Raw genomic sequence first — 15,025 nt, forward strand, 5'->3', positions numbered from 1 at the left:
GCATTAAACTGGGTTTGTAGGAAACACCCTACAAATCCAGCCATAAAATCATGTTAAATCAATAAAATAAAAGACCTTCTTCAGGATAAAAGAAGGTCTTTGAAATAAATCGCGATCATTGTGATTTACACTGCCGAACAACCTCGCGTACATACTGTTGCAAATAGTCTAATTTGGCTTGGTCGCGAATAATTCCGGCTCGGATATCGTAAATAGTGCGTCCAGCTTTTGCAGTGAGTTCGATTTGGGTTCCATCGCCCATGCTGCGGGCGTTGGTATCTCGGTCTTGGGTGAGCTGACAGGTAGCAAGGTTGGCGGCGGCAATTTGCACCCGCCGATGACCAGCAGCGATGTCAGCACGCAAAGTCGCATTTTCTTCGGTAACATCCGCTAATTTTCCTGCATAGTATTCATCCAATTGTGCTGCCCGATTTTGTGCCGCTTTCATTTGCTGAATAACAGCCAACGTTTCCGATTGAGCTTGTTGGCTGATGGCGGCAAGCTGGGCTACGTGTTGTTGTTTCAGGCTCGCCACTTCACTGAGAACCAGCGAGCGATGCCCCCACCAGCCAAGGCTGCCGCCAACAATCAGGCTCACAATCAAAGGTAGTTTGTTGGTCGTTCTGATCCCTAACAAAACCGTTCAGCCTCCTGATTAATCCCAAAGTTGGATGATGGGTTTGCTGGCGGCAGGCATAAATTCGGGCATTTCAACTGGCGTTCCATGAGGCAATACCGCGCCAAAATCCGCCAATCCTGGATTGGCCTGCAACACACGTTCAGTCATACCCAATGTACGGCCATAATGACGCCAGCAGATGGCATCAACCGTTTCATTTTGTTGTGCAATAACTTGCATACACTCTCCTCTCTCTTTTGCAGAAAATTTGCAAAAAATAGTTAGTTAATCGGAGAGTGATGATCAAATAATTAGCGAAATGCCTCAATGCGATGAGATTGTCTGATAAGCAGCACACATAAACTAAGGGGCAGGAAATCATTTCCTGCCCCTTGGCTATTATCCTCCCAAACCTCTTAAATGAGTTCCATTATATGATCGTGGTCACTGCTCTTTTGAGTCCCTGTCACTCTTACGGAGGTACTGCTTCTGGTTCCAATGCTAAAATTGGTATCAGGATAGTGTAGTAATCTATTTTTCTGTTGAGTCCGAATTTCTTAACACTTTATTGCTTAACACTTTGTTACCGGCCACCTTATTATCTGACAGATCGTTTTCCAGTTTACTCGGGTAACTGTTAAACCTTGTTTCATAAGGTGCAGATAGCTCAGCTATCCAAACCAGTGCCAGCTCTTTGTCTTCCGCATGATTGCATTCGCAACTTGTTGCCATTCGAGCAATAAAATTGATCCGTTGCGCTACCAATGATTCCATAAGAGATTCCACTGATTTACCTGCCTCCATATAATAAGCTGTATGTATATACAGTACACGTAATAAGATTAAATTTAAAGTATTTTTTGCCTTTTTTGAGGATTAAATTTGATAGTTAGTGACTATTGTTTGCTGTTTTAGCAGAAACATTTGCCAATTTGATTGATTTTTCTACTATGGCAATGCGGCGGTCTGGATAACCCTTTATCTTGCTGTTTTCCTGTTCATCCGTACAGTTATTGACAGAACTCCAAGGGGAAATTTTTTTGCTCCTTTTATACACAATTCGTTCAGGTGTCACTGTAGATTCTGATTTCGGCACAATAGACCATTGGTGAATTCGCGTACAAATAAATCCGGCGTGGGACAAAAAGGGGGAAGTCACACCTTGGATGGATTGAACATCTTCACCGTAAGGGCTGCCAAAAGGGATGTTCTTGTAAAATAAGCGAATGACTAAATCACGACGCGCCACCCAAGGCCCGCCCTGTGCCTGAGTATAATCCGCCCAATTCCCCTTATCTGCCGCCTGTAACACGGCGTTGATCTTATGATGATCAGCGAGACGGACTTCCCTGAGCCGGCGTAATTCGCGCCAAACCGAAACCGGGGCACCACCAATTTGTTGAAATTGGCGAATACGCCAACGGCTCGCCCAAGCCGTCACTGATTTCGCCATATCGCGCAGGAATTCTCCGGTTTCATGGTCTTTTTCTTCTTCCAGTGCATAACCGTCGATATTTTTGGAAATGTACTTGGCAATATAACCCGTGGCACTGCCTTTATTGGGATCGATCGCCTGATAATGAAAACGTGCCTTTTTAGCTTCATCGTTCTGCAACTCGTCCTGCTCTTCCTGACAGGCATAATGCCCAAGAATGCTTCTGACCTGCTGCAAATGCTCTGGCAACATGAACAGCACCAGATGCCAATGCGGCGTACCGTCATGATGGGGTTCCACCACCCGGAAACCAAATAGATTGATTTTCGCTCTGGCGAACGCCGCCCGTGCTTTTGCCCAGACCCGGCATAAATAGCGTTGCGTATCACGTGGTGTTGCGCCATTCCAGGATTTGACAAATCCGCCCCGACCCTGAACAGCATGGTATTTTGCCGGTGCCGTGATGGTATAAAACTCCCCAACGCAGTTCATTTCAGTGGCAACATCTTCGAAACCACGCATTCTGACCATCAATTCACAACGGCGGATCGCCGGGTTCGCATTGCTATGCACAACCGTATCTGCCAGTGAAATACGTTCCCCCTTTTCATTTTCCAAATCAAAGTGTTTGAAAAATTCACGATTGCGCCGCTTTTGTTCCAGCCATTCCCGCAATGCCTGACGTGAAACGTAAGGAGAAGCAGCTTGCTGTACCTGCCCAACGGCAATGGCCATATGTTCAGATTGAATATCACGCAGGTGCTTTAGACGAAAATACCACCAGCGAGCCGACATCATGCGCAACATCCCCGAACAGAGTTGATCGACAGAAGGCATTTTGCGGCCGCGATTGAAACGCTGCCAATAAGGCGGATGAGTACCACATTGCAACGTCAGTTTTGCCAGCAATCGGTACAATCGGGTAACACGGGAAAATGGTTGATCGTTTTGGCCGTCAACAGGGGTTGATGAGGGCTTTTGGGTAACAAGCACAGAATAGTGCTCATAATTGCCGGAAATAAAAACAGAAATCGTGTGGGCAAGTTTCAAAAGCTGTTTGCGATCATAGGTCGCCACATTTTCTAATTGCTCAATAAAAGGAAAAGGCGCCATACCGGAGATACGATGGTGAAATTGATACCTTGCTTTTGCCAACTGCAATCTTGGCAACACATTCTGCCCAACCGTTTTTCTCAGGAAAGCATTTGCCTCACGCCGGCCTGAACGAGTAAAGATATCGGCATAACGATGGCTGAAATATTTCGCCAGAAAATCCGGCATCTGCCCGATATATTGGTGACGCCATTGATGATCTTCTGCGTTGACTTCCCAGAGCAAGCGCTCTGCCATTGAAACGCCTTGTGGTATGCCATGTTGTTTATGCGAGATAACATCAAAATTCATCAATTTCACCATATTAAGGATGTGCAAGGGCCTGGCGTACTCATGCCATTTGTTCAAAGAGGTAATGTGTTTAGTAGAAAATGTTTAACAGAAAGCGGTGATTAGCCAACCAGTGTCAGGTGCTTAGGAAACTGACTGACCACGACCTTGATATGATTCATTGCCTTGATCAGCGCCTGTTTTTCCGCTTGGGTAAAATGGTTGAATTCACTGTCATGGCGGGAGCGCGGGATATTCGCCAAATAGAAAATGGCCGATAACGCTCGTTTATTCTCTTCGTAGTAGCTGTCTGTTTTATCGCGCATATCAGCTAAAAACCGGTTTAACTCCGTCTCATTTTCCCCCCAATAGGTCGCCCTGATCCTCGACAAATGATTCAATCCTTCCAGCCGCTGGCCGAGGTTAATCTGGGCAAACTTTGCTTTTTCAGTATTCGCCATATGTTCCCTCCATTTCAAATGCCTCTTGAAATGCGACGAGTATAAAGATTGAAATTTGGGCGTTCATGATGCAATATCTCTCGATGGTTTTCGGCTTAACCAATCTTGGCTCATTAAAGATCTCAATATGAGAACTTTTGTGGGATACTAATAGCTCTTATCTGTACTGTCAATGAAAAATACCAATATTGAGATCAAAATGGGGGCCGATAGTGGGGGAAGACCTGCTATTGAACGTCTTGTCCGCGCGTATGGATATAAATCACGTCAGGCCCTGAGTGACCATTTGGGCGTTTCCAAAAGCACGATGGCAAATCGCTACCTTCGTGATAGTTTTCCGGCGGATTGGATCATCCAGTGCAATCTCGAAACGGGCGCTTCACTGCTGTGGTTGAGCACGGGTCAGGGAGAAATGTTTCCAGATGGAGAAAGCGGCAAAAAAGCGGAACGGTTGGAAGATATCATTGCCCCGTCCATCTCTCGCGTAAAATTATCGGGCGGTAAGCTTAATGAAGCTAATCCGGTGATTTTGGACAGCGAGTTGATTTCCAAGGAACTGAAAAATCCGCTGATTATTGATGATGGTGCCTCATGGTATCTGCTGGATACCCAAGAAGATAATATTCAGGATGGCTTATGGCTGGTGGATATTGAGGGTATGCACAGCATTAAAAAGATCGCCAAAATCCCAATCAGCAAGATTCGGGTCAGCGACAGCGATGTCACGTTTGATTGTGCCGTCAGCGACATCAAATTTATCGGCCGCGTCGCTCTGGTTATCTCCAGACAATAACCCTCCGGCATACACCTTCGGCCTAAAATAGCGTCCATCAAGGTTATCCCTTTCCATCAGGGATGACCTTGTGTTTCACACAAAATCGGAACGCCGCAGCCGATACAGAACGTGCTCTCTCAAGGGATGATTCTCTTTCAGGCCCGGATGCAAAAAGGTTTTTTCATCTCTGGTCATGCCCAATTTCTTCATCACACTTTCCGAGCGGTAATTAGAAACGGTAGTAAAAGCGACCACTTCTTCCAGCCCGATTTCCGTAAATGCGAAAGCAAAAATTCTGCGGGCAGCTTCACAAGTATAACCTTGCCCCCAAAATGGCTTATCCAGACGCCAGCCGATTTCAACAAAAGGAGAGAATGGAAATTCAATATTCGGGATATTCAAGCCGACACACCCGATAAATTCACCACTCTGTTTTAATTCAACCGCCCATAACCCCCAACCGCCCTGCGTTGCAAATTTACGTATGCAGTTATCGATAAAAATATTGCTCTGCTCTTTGGTCAGTGTGTTAGGGAAAAATTCCATGACTTCAGGATGATGACTTAGGCGAAAGAAAGGCTCCCGATCTTCTTCCTTCCAGCCACGCAGCCACAATCTTTCGGTTTCCAATTCAACAATCGAAAATGGTTGTAACTTATTAACTATATTTAATGTATTTTTAGATATCATTTTTATGCCTCTTTTAATGCCCTGAATTCCTGTACAAATTCCGTTAACACCCCATATTCCGCCAAAACCAGACAAAAATTGGATTTAATTAGTTCATTAATTTTATTGATTAATGTGTACAATAAATCACCTCAACTGACTGGATATTATTTTAATTTAGCATGACACCGATCTCTGATGGATAAGATATAAGTAAAATTCAATGAAAAACAACCAAGAATCGCTGTACCTGCGGGAACTGGCAACGACGACAGCAGGTGATGATGAATGGTGATGGAATAAGAGAAATAACAGGAGAAAGATTGATGAGTAATGAAAATTCTATTTATTGCCATGATTGTCAGAAAATACTTAAACGTGATTTATACATTAAACTTGTTGAAGATGACACGAATAAACCGATACCTAATGTGTCTTACACATTGAAAAATAACAAATTGGAGCACTCAGGAACGAGTGATGGTAGTGGGATGAATCTTGCAGAAGGTTTAACCAGCACCCCCTTCACTGTCAAAATAGATCCTCCTCAGCCAGTATAGCTGTCACGCATCATTAAAAATACAAATGAGGCGTGTGGAAGGCAATACGTATTTTAGTAACAGGATGATATTAAACATATTTTAATCAGGAAGACGTAAATGACCCAAATCTTTAAAAAACATAAATATGATGACATAGATTTGTACCAAAGCACCCAATCTGTCGCAGCGTGCGATTGTCATTTCGAAGAAAAAGATGGAAAACAAATTAAAGTCATTGATGTCCCCATACTCACCTGTGAGTGTATTTGGCGCAGGTATCAGAAAGAGGCCGAAGACATTGTCGCACCCGGTGGTAAACTGATTGCAGACCCCAAGGAGCGCAATAAACGCATTAATGCAGCTTATGCTAAGTTATGGTTGCACGATAACCGTTTCCAATGGGCGGGTCTTGCTGCTTTCGCTTCTAAGCAAGTCGGTTGTGGTTTGTTACATGCCTCTGATATGGTCGAAAAGATGCAAGCTGACAATGACGCCCAAAAACGCATGGTTGAGCGCATGATAGAGGTAGATACATCATGGCAATCGGATTGGCCAATTCACCCACAACCGATGAGCGAACGTGAAAGTGCGAATATTGCTGAAGCGATGAAAAAGCGTCAGCAAACCAGCGACAACAATCCCTTGTCAGCGACAACGGCGATCCCTGATGCAGGTTTAACACAGGCATCATTTAATCATGTGTATGAAATGATGGCATTGGGAAACACAACGTTATTTCTGGATGTGTATCCATTGCATGCTTTTTATAAGCAACGCGGATTGAAAGAACTTAAAACTTGTCTGCGCTTACGCGAAAAAATCTACGATAATAGCCAGTTCCCAATATTGTGGCCGATAGGCCAAAAGAAGTTGCCATTTGGCCGCTTTTATAAAGAGATCCTGCAAACCTTTGAAGCGATAGAAGCAGGTAATATTGCTAAAAGTGTTGAATATCTCGCTTATCATGAACAAGTCAATATTTTACAACCCTCAATGTACAGTGATGCTATTTTAGTAGGATTATTGCGTGGCAACCATTTCGCCTATGTCACAAATCTTCTCCCTAATGTAACAGAACCTGTCGAGTTAACGCTGGCGAGTCAATGCCGACGTGTCGATGATGATAGAACTATTAGCTTTAGCGATAAGAAACCATATGCCAATCTCGCTGATGTTAATCAACGTATGCCTTTCGTGCTTAAGGCAGCAGAACGTTTTGATGAGATGCTACATAACAGCAACCGAAATTTGCTCGAAAAATCTCTAAAAAATATTGCGGCAGGGCAAGGTGTAGAATGAGTTTATTGCAACAAATAAGTCAACGACGTGCTGGTTTAATCCTCACATTATTAATAGCTCTCAGTCTGATTGCTGCCTACTTCTATCACTCTTTTTATTCCAATAAACCAGAGATAGCATTGGTGATTGGTGAACCTTACGAGAATATGCGACAGCGTTCCAGTGCCGATATTGCTCCGCACCTTCCGGGGCATGCTTGGTACAACGTCCCAAAAACAGATGCGCGTTTGCGCTTTATTGACCCTAAATATGGATTTGTTACCCCCCCAGCTCGATTTTTTACTGTTATGTTTGATGATGGAATAATTGATGGCGTACGTATGTCACCACAAATTGAGCCGTTACTCTATGACGATGCGATCAAGATTGTATTGGATTTACAAGATCAATGGCATAAAGCGGGTTGGGAGCTTACTAAAGGGTATCTACCCTTGGCTAATACTCCAGAATTGCATGAGAACCTTCGCAATATGAAAGGCGGTGCAGGAACAACCTATTGGCAAGCCAATGATCAGTACCAGATTATGTTGAGTATGGCGCTTTTCGAAGATGACCGGCATCCTGATGAAGAGCGATATTTGATTACGCTGGCGCTTGCCAAGCCGTGGGTAAATCAATAACGCAAACTTCGATAGGTGTGAGTTTGGCTTATGGCGATACTGACACGCTGTGCTTGTCTTCTCTGGGTTAATCGAAGTGTAGGTACCACTGATTATGCTGCATTGCTGATTACATTCAACAATCACAGCACCCCCTTGAAATACAAGCCATAAAAACAAAACTGCCGGAAAATTATACCCATTTCCCGGCCGTTGTATTTTATAAGCCACTATAAATCAAGCGTTGCTTTTCGCTTTTGGTTTGTCACCTTGGTTGTCTCTGATGGAAATAACCCGCTCGATGTCTGATTTTTTCTTATTCTCAACCTGTTCGGATTGACCTACAAATAGCCCGCCACGCCGGATTGACATGCTGCCGCAGCGGCTGATGCCCCGTAATTCGCCATGTTCAAGAATATCCAATGTATCCGCACAGCACGTCCCTTCAACATGGCCGTCAATGATAATTTCAGGGGCATTCAGCTCACCTTCCACTTTACCGGCATGCATAATACGAATGGCTCCGCCTTTTACACGAATATTACCAATGACTTTACCCCAGACTTGGATATCCCCTTCCATTTCGATATCACCCTTGAATACAGAGTTTTTTGCAATAATGGTATTGGGACGAGTTTCGGCTTCAGGTAATTTTTTCTCTTCGGTCTTAATGCCCACAATGGGTGCCACAGAACTGGCAGCAGGTGACTCGGTTGTTTTTTTTCCAAACATAGCGTTTATTCTCAATTTCATGTTCATAAAGTAAGACACTAAGGCGAAAAAAGATAAAATTGCTGTTATGGCGCAACTACGATGGGCACCATACAGATATAGTCCCAATGCAATTGCCCAAAGGAGCCATACGCCGCATAAAAAAGCGTTATCTGAAAAACGATACTTTTTCATATTGTTCTCGTTTTTGTGGTTTTTTCTTATATTTCATCAGCAATATATCTTGCATATGCCTTAGCAGGTAATAGAAACACAGGTAACAGAAATAGGCTGTGAAAACACATCCTAGCATTGTACAAGTATAAAAAACAATCTACGAAGCTATAACAGAGGCATTTATAGCGTTATTACACGGATAAAGTTTCCATTTGAGTTTAATCCTCTGATTTGTCGTTGAATTATCTCATATTTATTGAATAAAATAATCCAGAAAAACCCATTTTTTGCCTATTTTTATAGGCACAAGCCATATAAATTCATAATTCCATAACAATGGATACAAAACATTAATAAGCCAGTAGCATATCAAAATCATAAGAACACATTAATCTGAAGGTTAAAGAGTTCTGCCAATAGCCAACCGTTAAAACTCACTTAGTGAATGAAAATAGCAGTATTTATTTAAAAATGAATTAGTTTGGGTTTTAAAATTTCGAATATTATTGATATTTATTGCCGATAAAATTTTTTAGGATAACCAACTCAATAATCAGGATATATAAATATTTGTATACTTTTCTCACTTCAAAATACATTTATTACCTCCCCACGCAGCGGAGAGATAATAAGCCACGTTCGTCTTAAAGATTAATCAACATAAGGTAAAAAAACAGACAAACTATTTTTTATCGTAAAAATTTACACTTAACCCTAACACAAATATTTATTTAGTTATATAATATATAAAATAAATATACTCATCACAAAAAATGATTACTCATGATACGGAAATTTAGGGATATTAAATGAAAAGGACGACGGGATTAAATCAAAAGAATATTTGCACAACCCAATTATCTATGCCGGATTTCAATATCATTGAGCATAAACAAAGAGGGCTATATATTTTACTCGATGGTGAAATGGTATGGAAAGATTGCATCAATAGTTATCACATCAAATCGCATGAGATCCTGTTTACCCACCCCGGAAGCTATACAGCCAAAACCCATACGGAAAGTTGCCAGTTATTATGGCTACCTTTACATATGGATTTTTTACGTAGCTTTTTGAAACGTTTTGGGCCATTACTCAGTAAGATAGAGCGACAGGAATTTCCGGCTTATCGGTTGATTCCTTTTCGCCAATTCCCTTTGTTAACGGAAAGCATTCGCGGGCTAGCTAACTTACTGGCGCATGATTCCCCTCCCGCTTTGGTTCAATTAAGGGTTGAAGAGTTATTGTTGTTGCTTTCTTTGGGTCAACAGGGAGCCTTGTTAATGTCTATTCTGCGGAAATTAAGTAACCGTCAGGTAGAACGTTTGCAAACATTTATGGAAGCGCATTATCTCAAGGAATGGAAATTAAATGACTTCGCACGCGAATTCGGTATGGGGCTGACCTCTTTCAAGGAGCTGTTTAACAGTGTCTATGGCACTTCACCCAAAGCGTGGATCAGTGAACAGCGTATTCTTTACGCTCATCAATTATTATTGAATAGCGAAATGAGTATTGCTGATATTTCATTGGAATCGGGTTTTTCCAGTCAGTCCTATTTCACCCAAAGCTATCGCCGACGTTTTGGTGGGACACCTAACCGCGCCAGAGCTTGTTATGCCTGAGAAGTCATGAATGATCGTTTTTATCGATCAATCTCCGCTGATTGATCTGTGCAATCCATTGGACGGCAGTATCCCACTCACATATAGTCATGGTGACTCATCGCCAGTTTTAGAGCTAATCCGACTAGGCTCTAAGTCACCACCAGGGATTTTTATCTTTGCCGTATTTTGAGCCTGCTTCGCGCAGGCTTTTTTTTGATTACAGCGATTCGCTATCTTTTTTGCCGTTATCTGCACTATAAAAGACCGTACCTAATTTGATTCTTTCACGGCCAGTTGCCAGACGATGGCGATTAGTATCTCTGAGAGAATAAATACAGCCACAATATTCCTGTTGATAGAACTCTTCACGTTTGCTGATTTCTATCATGCGGGCAGATCCGCCCCCTTTGCGCCAGTTATATTCCCAATACGTCAGGTCAGGATAACGAGAAGCAGCACGAACACCACAATCATTGATTTGCTGCATATTTTTCCAGCGTGAAATACCGAGTGAGCTGGTAATCACCGGGAAACCATGTTCATGGGCATACAGTGCGGTTCGCTCGAAACGCATATCAAAGCACATTGTGCAACGAATACCTCGTTCAGGCTCATTTTCCATGCCTTTTGCGCGTTCAAACCAATTATCACGGTCGTAATCAGCGTCAATAAAAGGAATACCCATCTGCTGTGCAAAACGAATATTTTCATCTTTGCGCAGCTCGTATTCTTTCAGCGGATGAATATTGGGATTATAGAAAAATATTGTAAAATCAATGCCTGAAGCCAACATGGCTTCCATCACTTCCCCAGAACATGGCGCACAACATGAGTGCAGCAGCACTTTATTGTGCCCGCTTGGCAGTGGCAGCGATTTACGCTCATTATTCAGTGACATAATATTTCTACCTGATTCAGACAATAAAAAAACCAGGAAGAGAACGATTCCCCTCCCTGTGTTTATTTGATAGGTCATCTTACCTTTTTCTACTCTCTTACGACAATCTTTGTAAGATAATCACGCGGGTACTTCTGGCAAAATTAGCCCGCCATCAACCACAATCGTTTGTCCGGTAATATATTTCGCCTCATCAGAAGCCAGAAAACAGGCAGCATAACCAATATCTTCAGGCGTTCCCAACGCCCGCATTGGTGTGGACGCTTTCGCATCACTGAGGAATTCATCACCAAATGATTGCAAGCCTTCCGTCATGATCATACCGGGCATCACCGCATTAATGGTGATCCCCTGCTGCGCATATTCCAACGCCGCACTGCGCATAAACCCAAGTTGCCCTGCCTTACTGGCACCATAGTGGCTGTAACCCGAAATCCCCGTTATTTCTCCCGTTATGGATGACGTGATAACCACACGCCCGTAACGCTGCTTTTCCATCACATTCAATGCAGCTTGCACCAAGAAAAACGTCCCTTTAAGGTTGATGGTATGCACTAAATCCCACTCTTCCGCAGTCATATCTTTAAGGTAATGTTGTGGGAAAATACCGGCATTGGAACAAAGAATATCGAGCCTGCCATACTTTTCAACAATCTGATCAATCGCATTTTTACATGCCGCCTGATCAGTCACATCAAGAGGAATAAAATCGACGCCCAGTTCTTTGGCAATGGCGGCTCCGCGCACCTCATCAGTTCCTGCAATAATGGTCACAGCCCCCGCTTGCTTCAACACGTTGGCAATCCCTTTGCCAATGCCTTTAGTTCCACCTGAAATAAAAGCAATTTTTCCTGCTAAATTAAACATAGTTTTTCCTTTTGTATTTTCTTTTCGTATTCGTGGATAACGTTTTTTATTAGCTTAAATAGCACTATTCAATCTATTTTTGCGTAGTTATCTTATCAAGATTGCTTATTCTTCTGCCAGAGATTACTTTTAAAAGACAGAATAATTTTGTTAAAGACAATAATATGAGGTGAAGAGTATGATTCTCGATAATTCATTCTTAAATGAATATACCGGCACGGCATTATCACCGATTTTATTTCTCAAAAGAGCGGTATTAAGCAATGGTAATGATATCGCCGTCATTGATGGAAAACAGCGTTGGACTTGGCACCAATACGCTAATCGCTGCGAAAAGATCGCTATCTCTCTCCAGCAAATGGGGGTGGATAAGGGGAGCGTAGTTTCAGCCCTTTTACCGAATATCCACGAATTGCTTGAATTACATTTTGCTGTTCCTTTGTCCGGCGGCATTCTCAATGCCTTGAGCACCCGTACAGATACCGCCACATTAAATTTTGTCTTTGAAAAACTGCATCCAAAAATATTATTTGTTGATAAAACTTATCTTTCACTATTAAATAATGTCTCTTTTAATAATCCAGTTAAGATAATTGTTGTTGATAATGAAATTGATAATAAAAATAGCCCAACGGTTCCTATACTTCCTGCTGGATGTGAAAGCCTGCCTTATGAATCACTGCTCACCGCACATCCATCAAAAACCCTCTCATTTATCCAAATTGACGAACAAGAAGCCATCAGTATTAATTCAACGTCGGGCACCAGCGGACAACCTAAACTGGTGGTTTATTCTCACCGTGGCGCGTTTTTAAATGCGATTTCCAATATTCTGGATTGGGATATGCCCAGGCATCCTATCTTTTTATGGACGCTGCCCATGTTTCACTGCAATGGCTGGTGTTTCCCGTGGACAGTGGCAGCACGGGCGGGTACACATATCTGTATAAGGAAATTTGATGCAGAAGAAGCCATGCTGCTTATGCAGGAACATAACGTCACCCACTATTGTGGTGCCCCCATTATTCACTACGCGTTAGGCAAAATAACGCAAAAGCATGGCCAGCATTTTGGTGGCCGCGTTTATGGTCTTATTGCCGGTGCCCCACCGACAGAAATGATGTTTTCATTACTGGATGAGGTCGGTATCAATGCGACCCATGTCTATGGGTTAACCGAAACTTATGGCCCGGTGGTGGTTTGTGACAATAAGCAGGAATGGCAGATATTGCCAAGATCAGAAAAAATCTTAAAGCGGATGCGTCAGGGAATTGTCTCTAATTTACAGGGACAGGTGAGCGTTATTGATCGAGATAACCAGTCGGAAGTACCTTTTGATGGCAAAACCATCGGTGAAGTCGCAATCCGCGGTAATATTGTGGCCGCTTATGATCCTGTCCGTCATGTCACACCGGAGATCACCAATCAATGGTTTTATACCGGTGATCTGGCGGTCGTCGAACCTGATGGCTATATCAAAATCATCGACAGGAAAAAAGATATCATTATTTCCGGTGGTGAGAATATTTCCAGCCTTGAACTGGAAAATGCCCTATCCAGTTATCCCGGTGTCTTGGCTGCCGCGATTGTGGCAAAACCCGATCCCTATTGGGGAGAAGTTCCCCATGCCTTTATTGAACTCGATGAAAATATATCAATCACAGAGCAAGCGTTAGATGATTATATTTGTACGATAGTCGCACGATATAAACGCCCCAAAGGATATACTTTTTTAACCTTACCCCGAAATGCCAATGGCAAAGTTGTAAAAGATCAACTGAGAAAACGTGTCAAAAAATGATATTACAAGCATAAAACCAATAACGGTAAATTAATATCAGGTAAGCATTGAGATAAATATTCTTATAACCAACACGGTTAACTTACCTGATAATCACTATCTACCTAATAACCACCATGTTCTCCCTTTATCTCTCAAATTTTTCAAGTTGCTATTTTATTAGCCGTGCTGAGATTGATAATCCATTGGGTATAATGATAATGAAAATTATACACTCAACTAAACAATATCATAGTGTAATTTAATAAGTTAGATAAGAAAAAATTCACATTGAATAATAAAGCCATTTTAAATGGCAATATAGCCAAACAAATCCCATGAAACCATTTAAATAAATATAATTGATAACCAATACGCCTAAAATATTATTTAAAAAACTTTTATCATGATAAATTTATTTTTTTATAAGATTCTTTTTATGGCTTGGCGTTTATATTTCTTTGTTATTATATAGTCCGCAAGCAGCTTATAAAATCACGTTAACTAATGAGGGTACTACAATGAGAAACATTGATATGTTAGTTGCAGTAAAAGCTGAAGAAATTATGAATGATTATGGTAAACTGAGCAAAGATATCAATAATCCTTCCGCACTTCACCCCTCCTCTATGTACCATAAATATGTTCGTATTATGCCTGAAGATGATATGCTTGTTTCAGTCGATAACGAACTGAATATTACGCTTAAAGCCAATATAGGTGATACTCTTCGCTGGAATGTCACAACATTAAATATTGATACAATGTATTCGTGTACCACCGTAAAAATTTCACCGATGAATATGTCCTCGATGAAACCAATGAATATGCAGTCGATGAATACTAACGACATGCAAATGATGATGAGCATGCCTGTCATGAAGAGTTTCATGACATTTATGCCTAGCGTCGATATGACAGATCCATTAAATATAGATATGCAGCATATGAAAAATTGTTGCTGGATGTCTACAATTACTGACTTGCCACACGCGGGTACAGCACGTATTATGTTCTACGAGTGTATTATCGCAGTTTATAGAGAAATGACTCTGATGGGCTACATTGCTATGGAACCCGGTCTTATTTTGGATCAGAAATCAATACTCTCTTAATAATATACTCCTGGTTTATTAAATTTAATTCCTTGCTTATTTTATGTTTTAGGCCGCACTATAAGCGGCCTTTTTTTATGCAGGCAGG

Annotated in this window: 16 protein-coding genes; 7 read left to right on the top strand and 9 right to left on the bottom strand. The window is 41.9% G+C overall.

What is annotated here, in order from left to right; genetic code table 11:
• Positions 1–115: 115 nt before the first annotated feature.
• The 5 genes from XDD1_RS13485 to XDD1_RS13505 form a co-directional block, all read right to left on the bottom strand.
• Positions 116–637 carry a lysis system i-spanin subunit Rz gene (locus tag XDD1_RS13485; protein ID WP_045971934.1) on the bottom strand — a complete coding sequence of 174 codons (522 nt, stop codon included), beginning with the start codon at positions 635–637 and terminating at the stop codon, positions 116–118.
• 18 nt (positions 638–655) lie between these two features.
• Positions 656–859 (bottom strand): tail protein X, encoded by a 204-nt coding sequence (locus XDD1_RS13490; RefSeq protein ID WP_045971936.1) that lies wholly within the window; start codon positions 857–859, stop codon positions 656–658.
• Positions 860–1,150: 291 nt separating this feature from the next.
• Positions 1,151–1,393 (bottom strand): hypothetical protein, encoded by a 243-nt coding sequence (locus XDD1_RS13495; protein ID WP_045971938.1) that lies wholly within the window; start codon positions 1,391–1,393, stop codon positions 1,151–1,153.
• Between the two features lie 115 nt (positions 1,394–1,508).
• On the bottom strand, positions 1,509–3,458 hold the full coding sequence (locus XDD1_RS13500; RefSeq protein WP_084721144.1) for a replication endonuclease: 1,950 nt from the start codon (positions 3,456–3,458) through the stop codon (positions 1,509–1,511).
• 101 nt (positions 3,459–3,559) lie between these two features.
• Positions 3,560–3,898 carry a DUF5347 family protein gene (locus tag XDD1_RS13505; RefSeq protein WP_045971941.1) on the bottom strand — a complete coding sequence of 113 codons (339 nt, stop codon included), beginning with the start codon at positions 3,896–3,898 and terminating at the stop codon, positions 3,560–3,562.
• Positions 3,899–4,070: 172 nt separating this feature from the next.
• On the opposite strand from XDD1_RS13505, the gene XDD1_RS13510 reads away from it, so the two are divergent.
• Complete coding sequence (locus XDD1_RS13510) at positions 4,071–4,691, top strand: phage repressor protein CI (RefSeq protein ID WP_045971943.1); 621 nt, start codon at positions 4,071–4,073, stop codon at positions 4,689–4,691.
• Between the two features lie 75 nt (positions 4,692–4,766).
• Here XDD1_RS13510 and XDD1_RS13515 read toward each other — a convergent pair whose 3' ends face one another.
• Positions 4,767–5,363, bottom strand: a complete 597-nt coding sequence (locus XDD1_RS13515; RefSeq protein WP_084721043.1) for a GNAT family N-acetyltransferase — start codon at positions 5,361–5,363, stop codon at positions 4,767–4,769.
• Between the two features lie 260 nt (positions 5,364–5,623).
• On the opposite strand from XDD1_RS13515, the gene XDD1_RS13520 reads away from it, so the two are divergent.
• The 3 genes from XDD1_RS13520 to XDD1_RS13530 all read left to right on the top strand — a co-directional run bounded on the left by XDD1_RS13520 (position 5,624) and on the right by XDD1_RS13530 (position 7,803).
• On the top strand, positions 5,624–5,902 hold the full coding sequence (locus XDD1_RS13520) for a hypothetical protein (RefSeq protein WP_148886042.1): 279 nt from the start codon (positions 5,624–5,626) through the stop codon (positions 5,900–5,902).
• A 99-nt stretch (positions 5,903–6,001) separates the two neighbouring features.
• On the top strand, positions 6,002–7,183 hold the full coding sequence (locus XDD1_RS13525; RefSeq protein WP_045971947.1) for a DUF2515 family protein: 1,182 nt from the start codon (positions 6,002–6,004) through the stop codon (positions 7,181–7,183).
• Positions 7,180–7,803, top strand: coding sequence for a hypothetical protein (locus tag XDD1_RS13530; protein ID WP_045971949.1), 624 nt, complete (start codon positions 7,180–7,182; stop codon positions 7,801–7,803). The genes XDD1_RS13525 and XDD1_RS13530 overlap by 4 nt, the downstream gene beginning before the upstream one ends.
• Positions 7,804–8,019: 216 nt before the next feature.
• Here the strand turns inward: XDD1_RS13530 and XDD1_RS13535 are convergent, their stop codons facing one another.
• Positions 8,020–8,514, bottom strand: a complete 495-nt coding sequence (locus XDD1_RS13535; RefSeq protein ID WP_045971951.1) for a bactofilin family protein — start codon at positions 8,512–8,514, stop codon at positions 8,020–8,022.
• A 965-nt stretch (positions 8,515–9,479) separates the two neighbouring features.
• Between XDD1_RS13535 and XDD1_RS13540 the strand changes: the two genes are divergently transcribed.
• Positions 9,480–10,295, top strand: a complete 816-nt coding sequence (locus tag XDD1_RS13540) for a helix-turn-helix transcriptional regulator (protein ID WP_045971953.1) — start codon at positions 9,480–9,482, stop codon at positions 10,293–10,295.
• Positions 10,296–10,494: 199 nt separating this feature from the next.
• On the opposite strand, the gene XDD1_RS13545 is transcribed toward XDD1_RS13540, so the two are convergent.
• Together XDD1_RS13545 and XDD1_RS13550 are read right to left on the bottom strand one after the other, a co-directional pair.
• Entirely contained in the window at positions 10,495–11,175 is a 681-nt protein-coding gene (locus tag XDD1_RS13545; protein ID WP_045971955.1) for an epoxyqueuosine reductase QueH, read from the bottom strand.
• A 120-nt stretch (positions 11,176–11,295) separates the two neighbouring features.
• Positions 11,296–12,042: an SDR family oxidoreductase gene (locus XDD1_RS13550; RefSeq protein ID WP_045971957.1), complete on the bottom strand. Its 747-nt coding sequence runs from the start codon at positions 12,040–12,042 to the stop codon at positions 11,296–11,298.
• A gap of 178 nt (positions 12,043–12,220) precedes the next feature.
• Here XDD1_RS13550 and XDD1_RS13555 point away from each other — a divergent pair, with 178 nt between their 5' ends.
• Entirely contained in the window at positions 12,221–13,843 is a 1,623-nt protein-coding gene (locus XDD1_RS13555) for an AMP-binding protein (RefSeq protein ID WP_045971958.1), read from the top strand.
• A 500-nt stretch (positions 13,844–14,343) separates the two neighbouring features.
• The gene (locus XDD1_RS13560) at positions 14,344–14,937 is read left to right on the top strand and encodes an AidA/PixA family protein (RefSeq protein ID WP_045971960.1); all 594 of its coding nucleotides are present in this window, start codon (positions 14,344–14,346) and stop codon (positions 14,935–14,937) included.
• Positions 14,938–15,025: the final 88 nt, after the last annotated feature.

It is taken from the genome of Xenorhabdus doucetiae (assembly GCF_000968195.1).
GTDB lineage: Bacteria > Pseudomonadota > Gammaproteobacteria > Enterobacterales > Enterobacteriaceae > Xenorhabdus > Xenorhabdus doucetiae.

What these genes read in the sequence shown, in the direction of transcription:
- XDD1_RS13500 (WP_084721144.1), bottom strand. Translation starts at nt 3,458, where the DNA reads ATGAATTTTGATGTTATCTCGCATAAACAACATGGCATACCACAAGGC.
- XDD1_RS13515 (WP_084721043.1), bottom strand. Translation starts at nt 5,363, where the DNA reads ATGATATCTAAAAATACATTAAATATAGTTAATAAGTTACAACCATTT.
- XDD1_RS13535 (WP_045971951.1), bottom strand. Translation starts at nt 8,514, where the DNA reads ATGTTTGGAAAAAAAACAACCGAGTCACCTGCTGCCAGTTCTGTGGCA.
- XDD1_RS13495 (WP_045971938.1), bottom strand. Translation starts at nt 1,393, where the DNA reads ATGGAATCATTGGTAGCGCAACGGATCAATTTTATTGCTCGAATGGCA.
- XDD1_RS13530 (WP_045971949.1), top strand. Translation starts at nt 7,180, where the DNA reads ATGAGTTTATTGCAACAAATAAGTCAACGACGTGCTGGTTTAATCCTC.
- XDD1_RS13520 (WP_148886042.1), top strand. Translation starts at nt 5,624, where the DNA reads ATGATGAATGGTGATGGAATAAGAGAAATAACAGGAGAAAGATTGATG.
- XDD1_RS13560 (WP_045971960.1), top strand. Translation starts at nt 14,344, where the DNA reads ATGAGAAACATTGATATGTTAGTTGCAGTAAAAGCTGAAGAAATTATG.
- XDD1_RS13490 (WP_045971936.1), bottom strand. Translation starts at nt 859, where the DNA reads ATGCAAGTTATTGCACAACAAAATGAAACGGTTGATGCCATCTGCTGG.
- XDD1_RS13505 (WP_045971941.1), bottom strand. Translation starts at nt 3,898, where the DNA reads ATGGCGAATACTGAAAAAGCAAAGTTTGCCCAGATTAACCTCGGCCAG.
- XDD1_RS13540 (WP_045971953.1), top strand. Translation starts at nt 9,480, where the DNA reads ATGAAAAGGACGACGGGATTAAATCAAAAGAATATTTGCACAACCCAA.
- XDD1_RS13555 (WP_045971958.1), top strand. Translation starts at nt 12,221, where the DNA reads ATGATTCTCGATAATTCATTCTTAAATGAATATACCGGCACGGCATTA.
- XDD1_RS13510 (WP_045971943.1), top strand. Translation starts at nt 4,071, where the DNA reads ATGAAAAATACCAATATTGAGATCAAAATGGGGGCCGATAGTGGGGGA.
- XDD1_RS13525 (WP_045971947.1), top strand. Translation starts at nt 6,002, where the DNA reads ATGACCCAAATCTTTAAAAAACATAAATATGATGACATAGATTTGTAC.
- XDD1_RS13545 (WP_045971955.1), bottom strand. Translation starts at nt 11,175, where the DNA reads ATGTCACTGAATAATGAGCGTAAATCGCTGCCACTGCCAAGCGGGCAC.
- XDD1_RS13550 (WP_045971957.1), bottom strand. Translation starts at nt 12,042, where the DNA reads ATGTTTAATTTAGCAGGAAAAATTGCTTTTATTTCAGGTGGAACTAAA.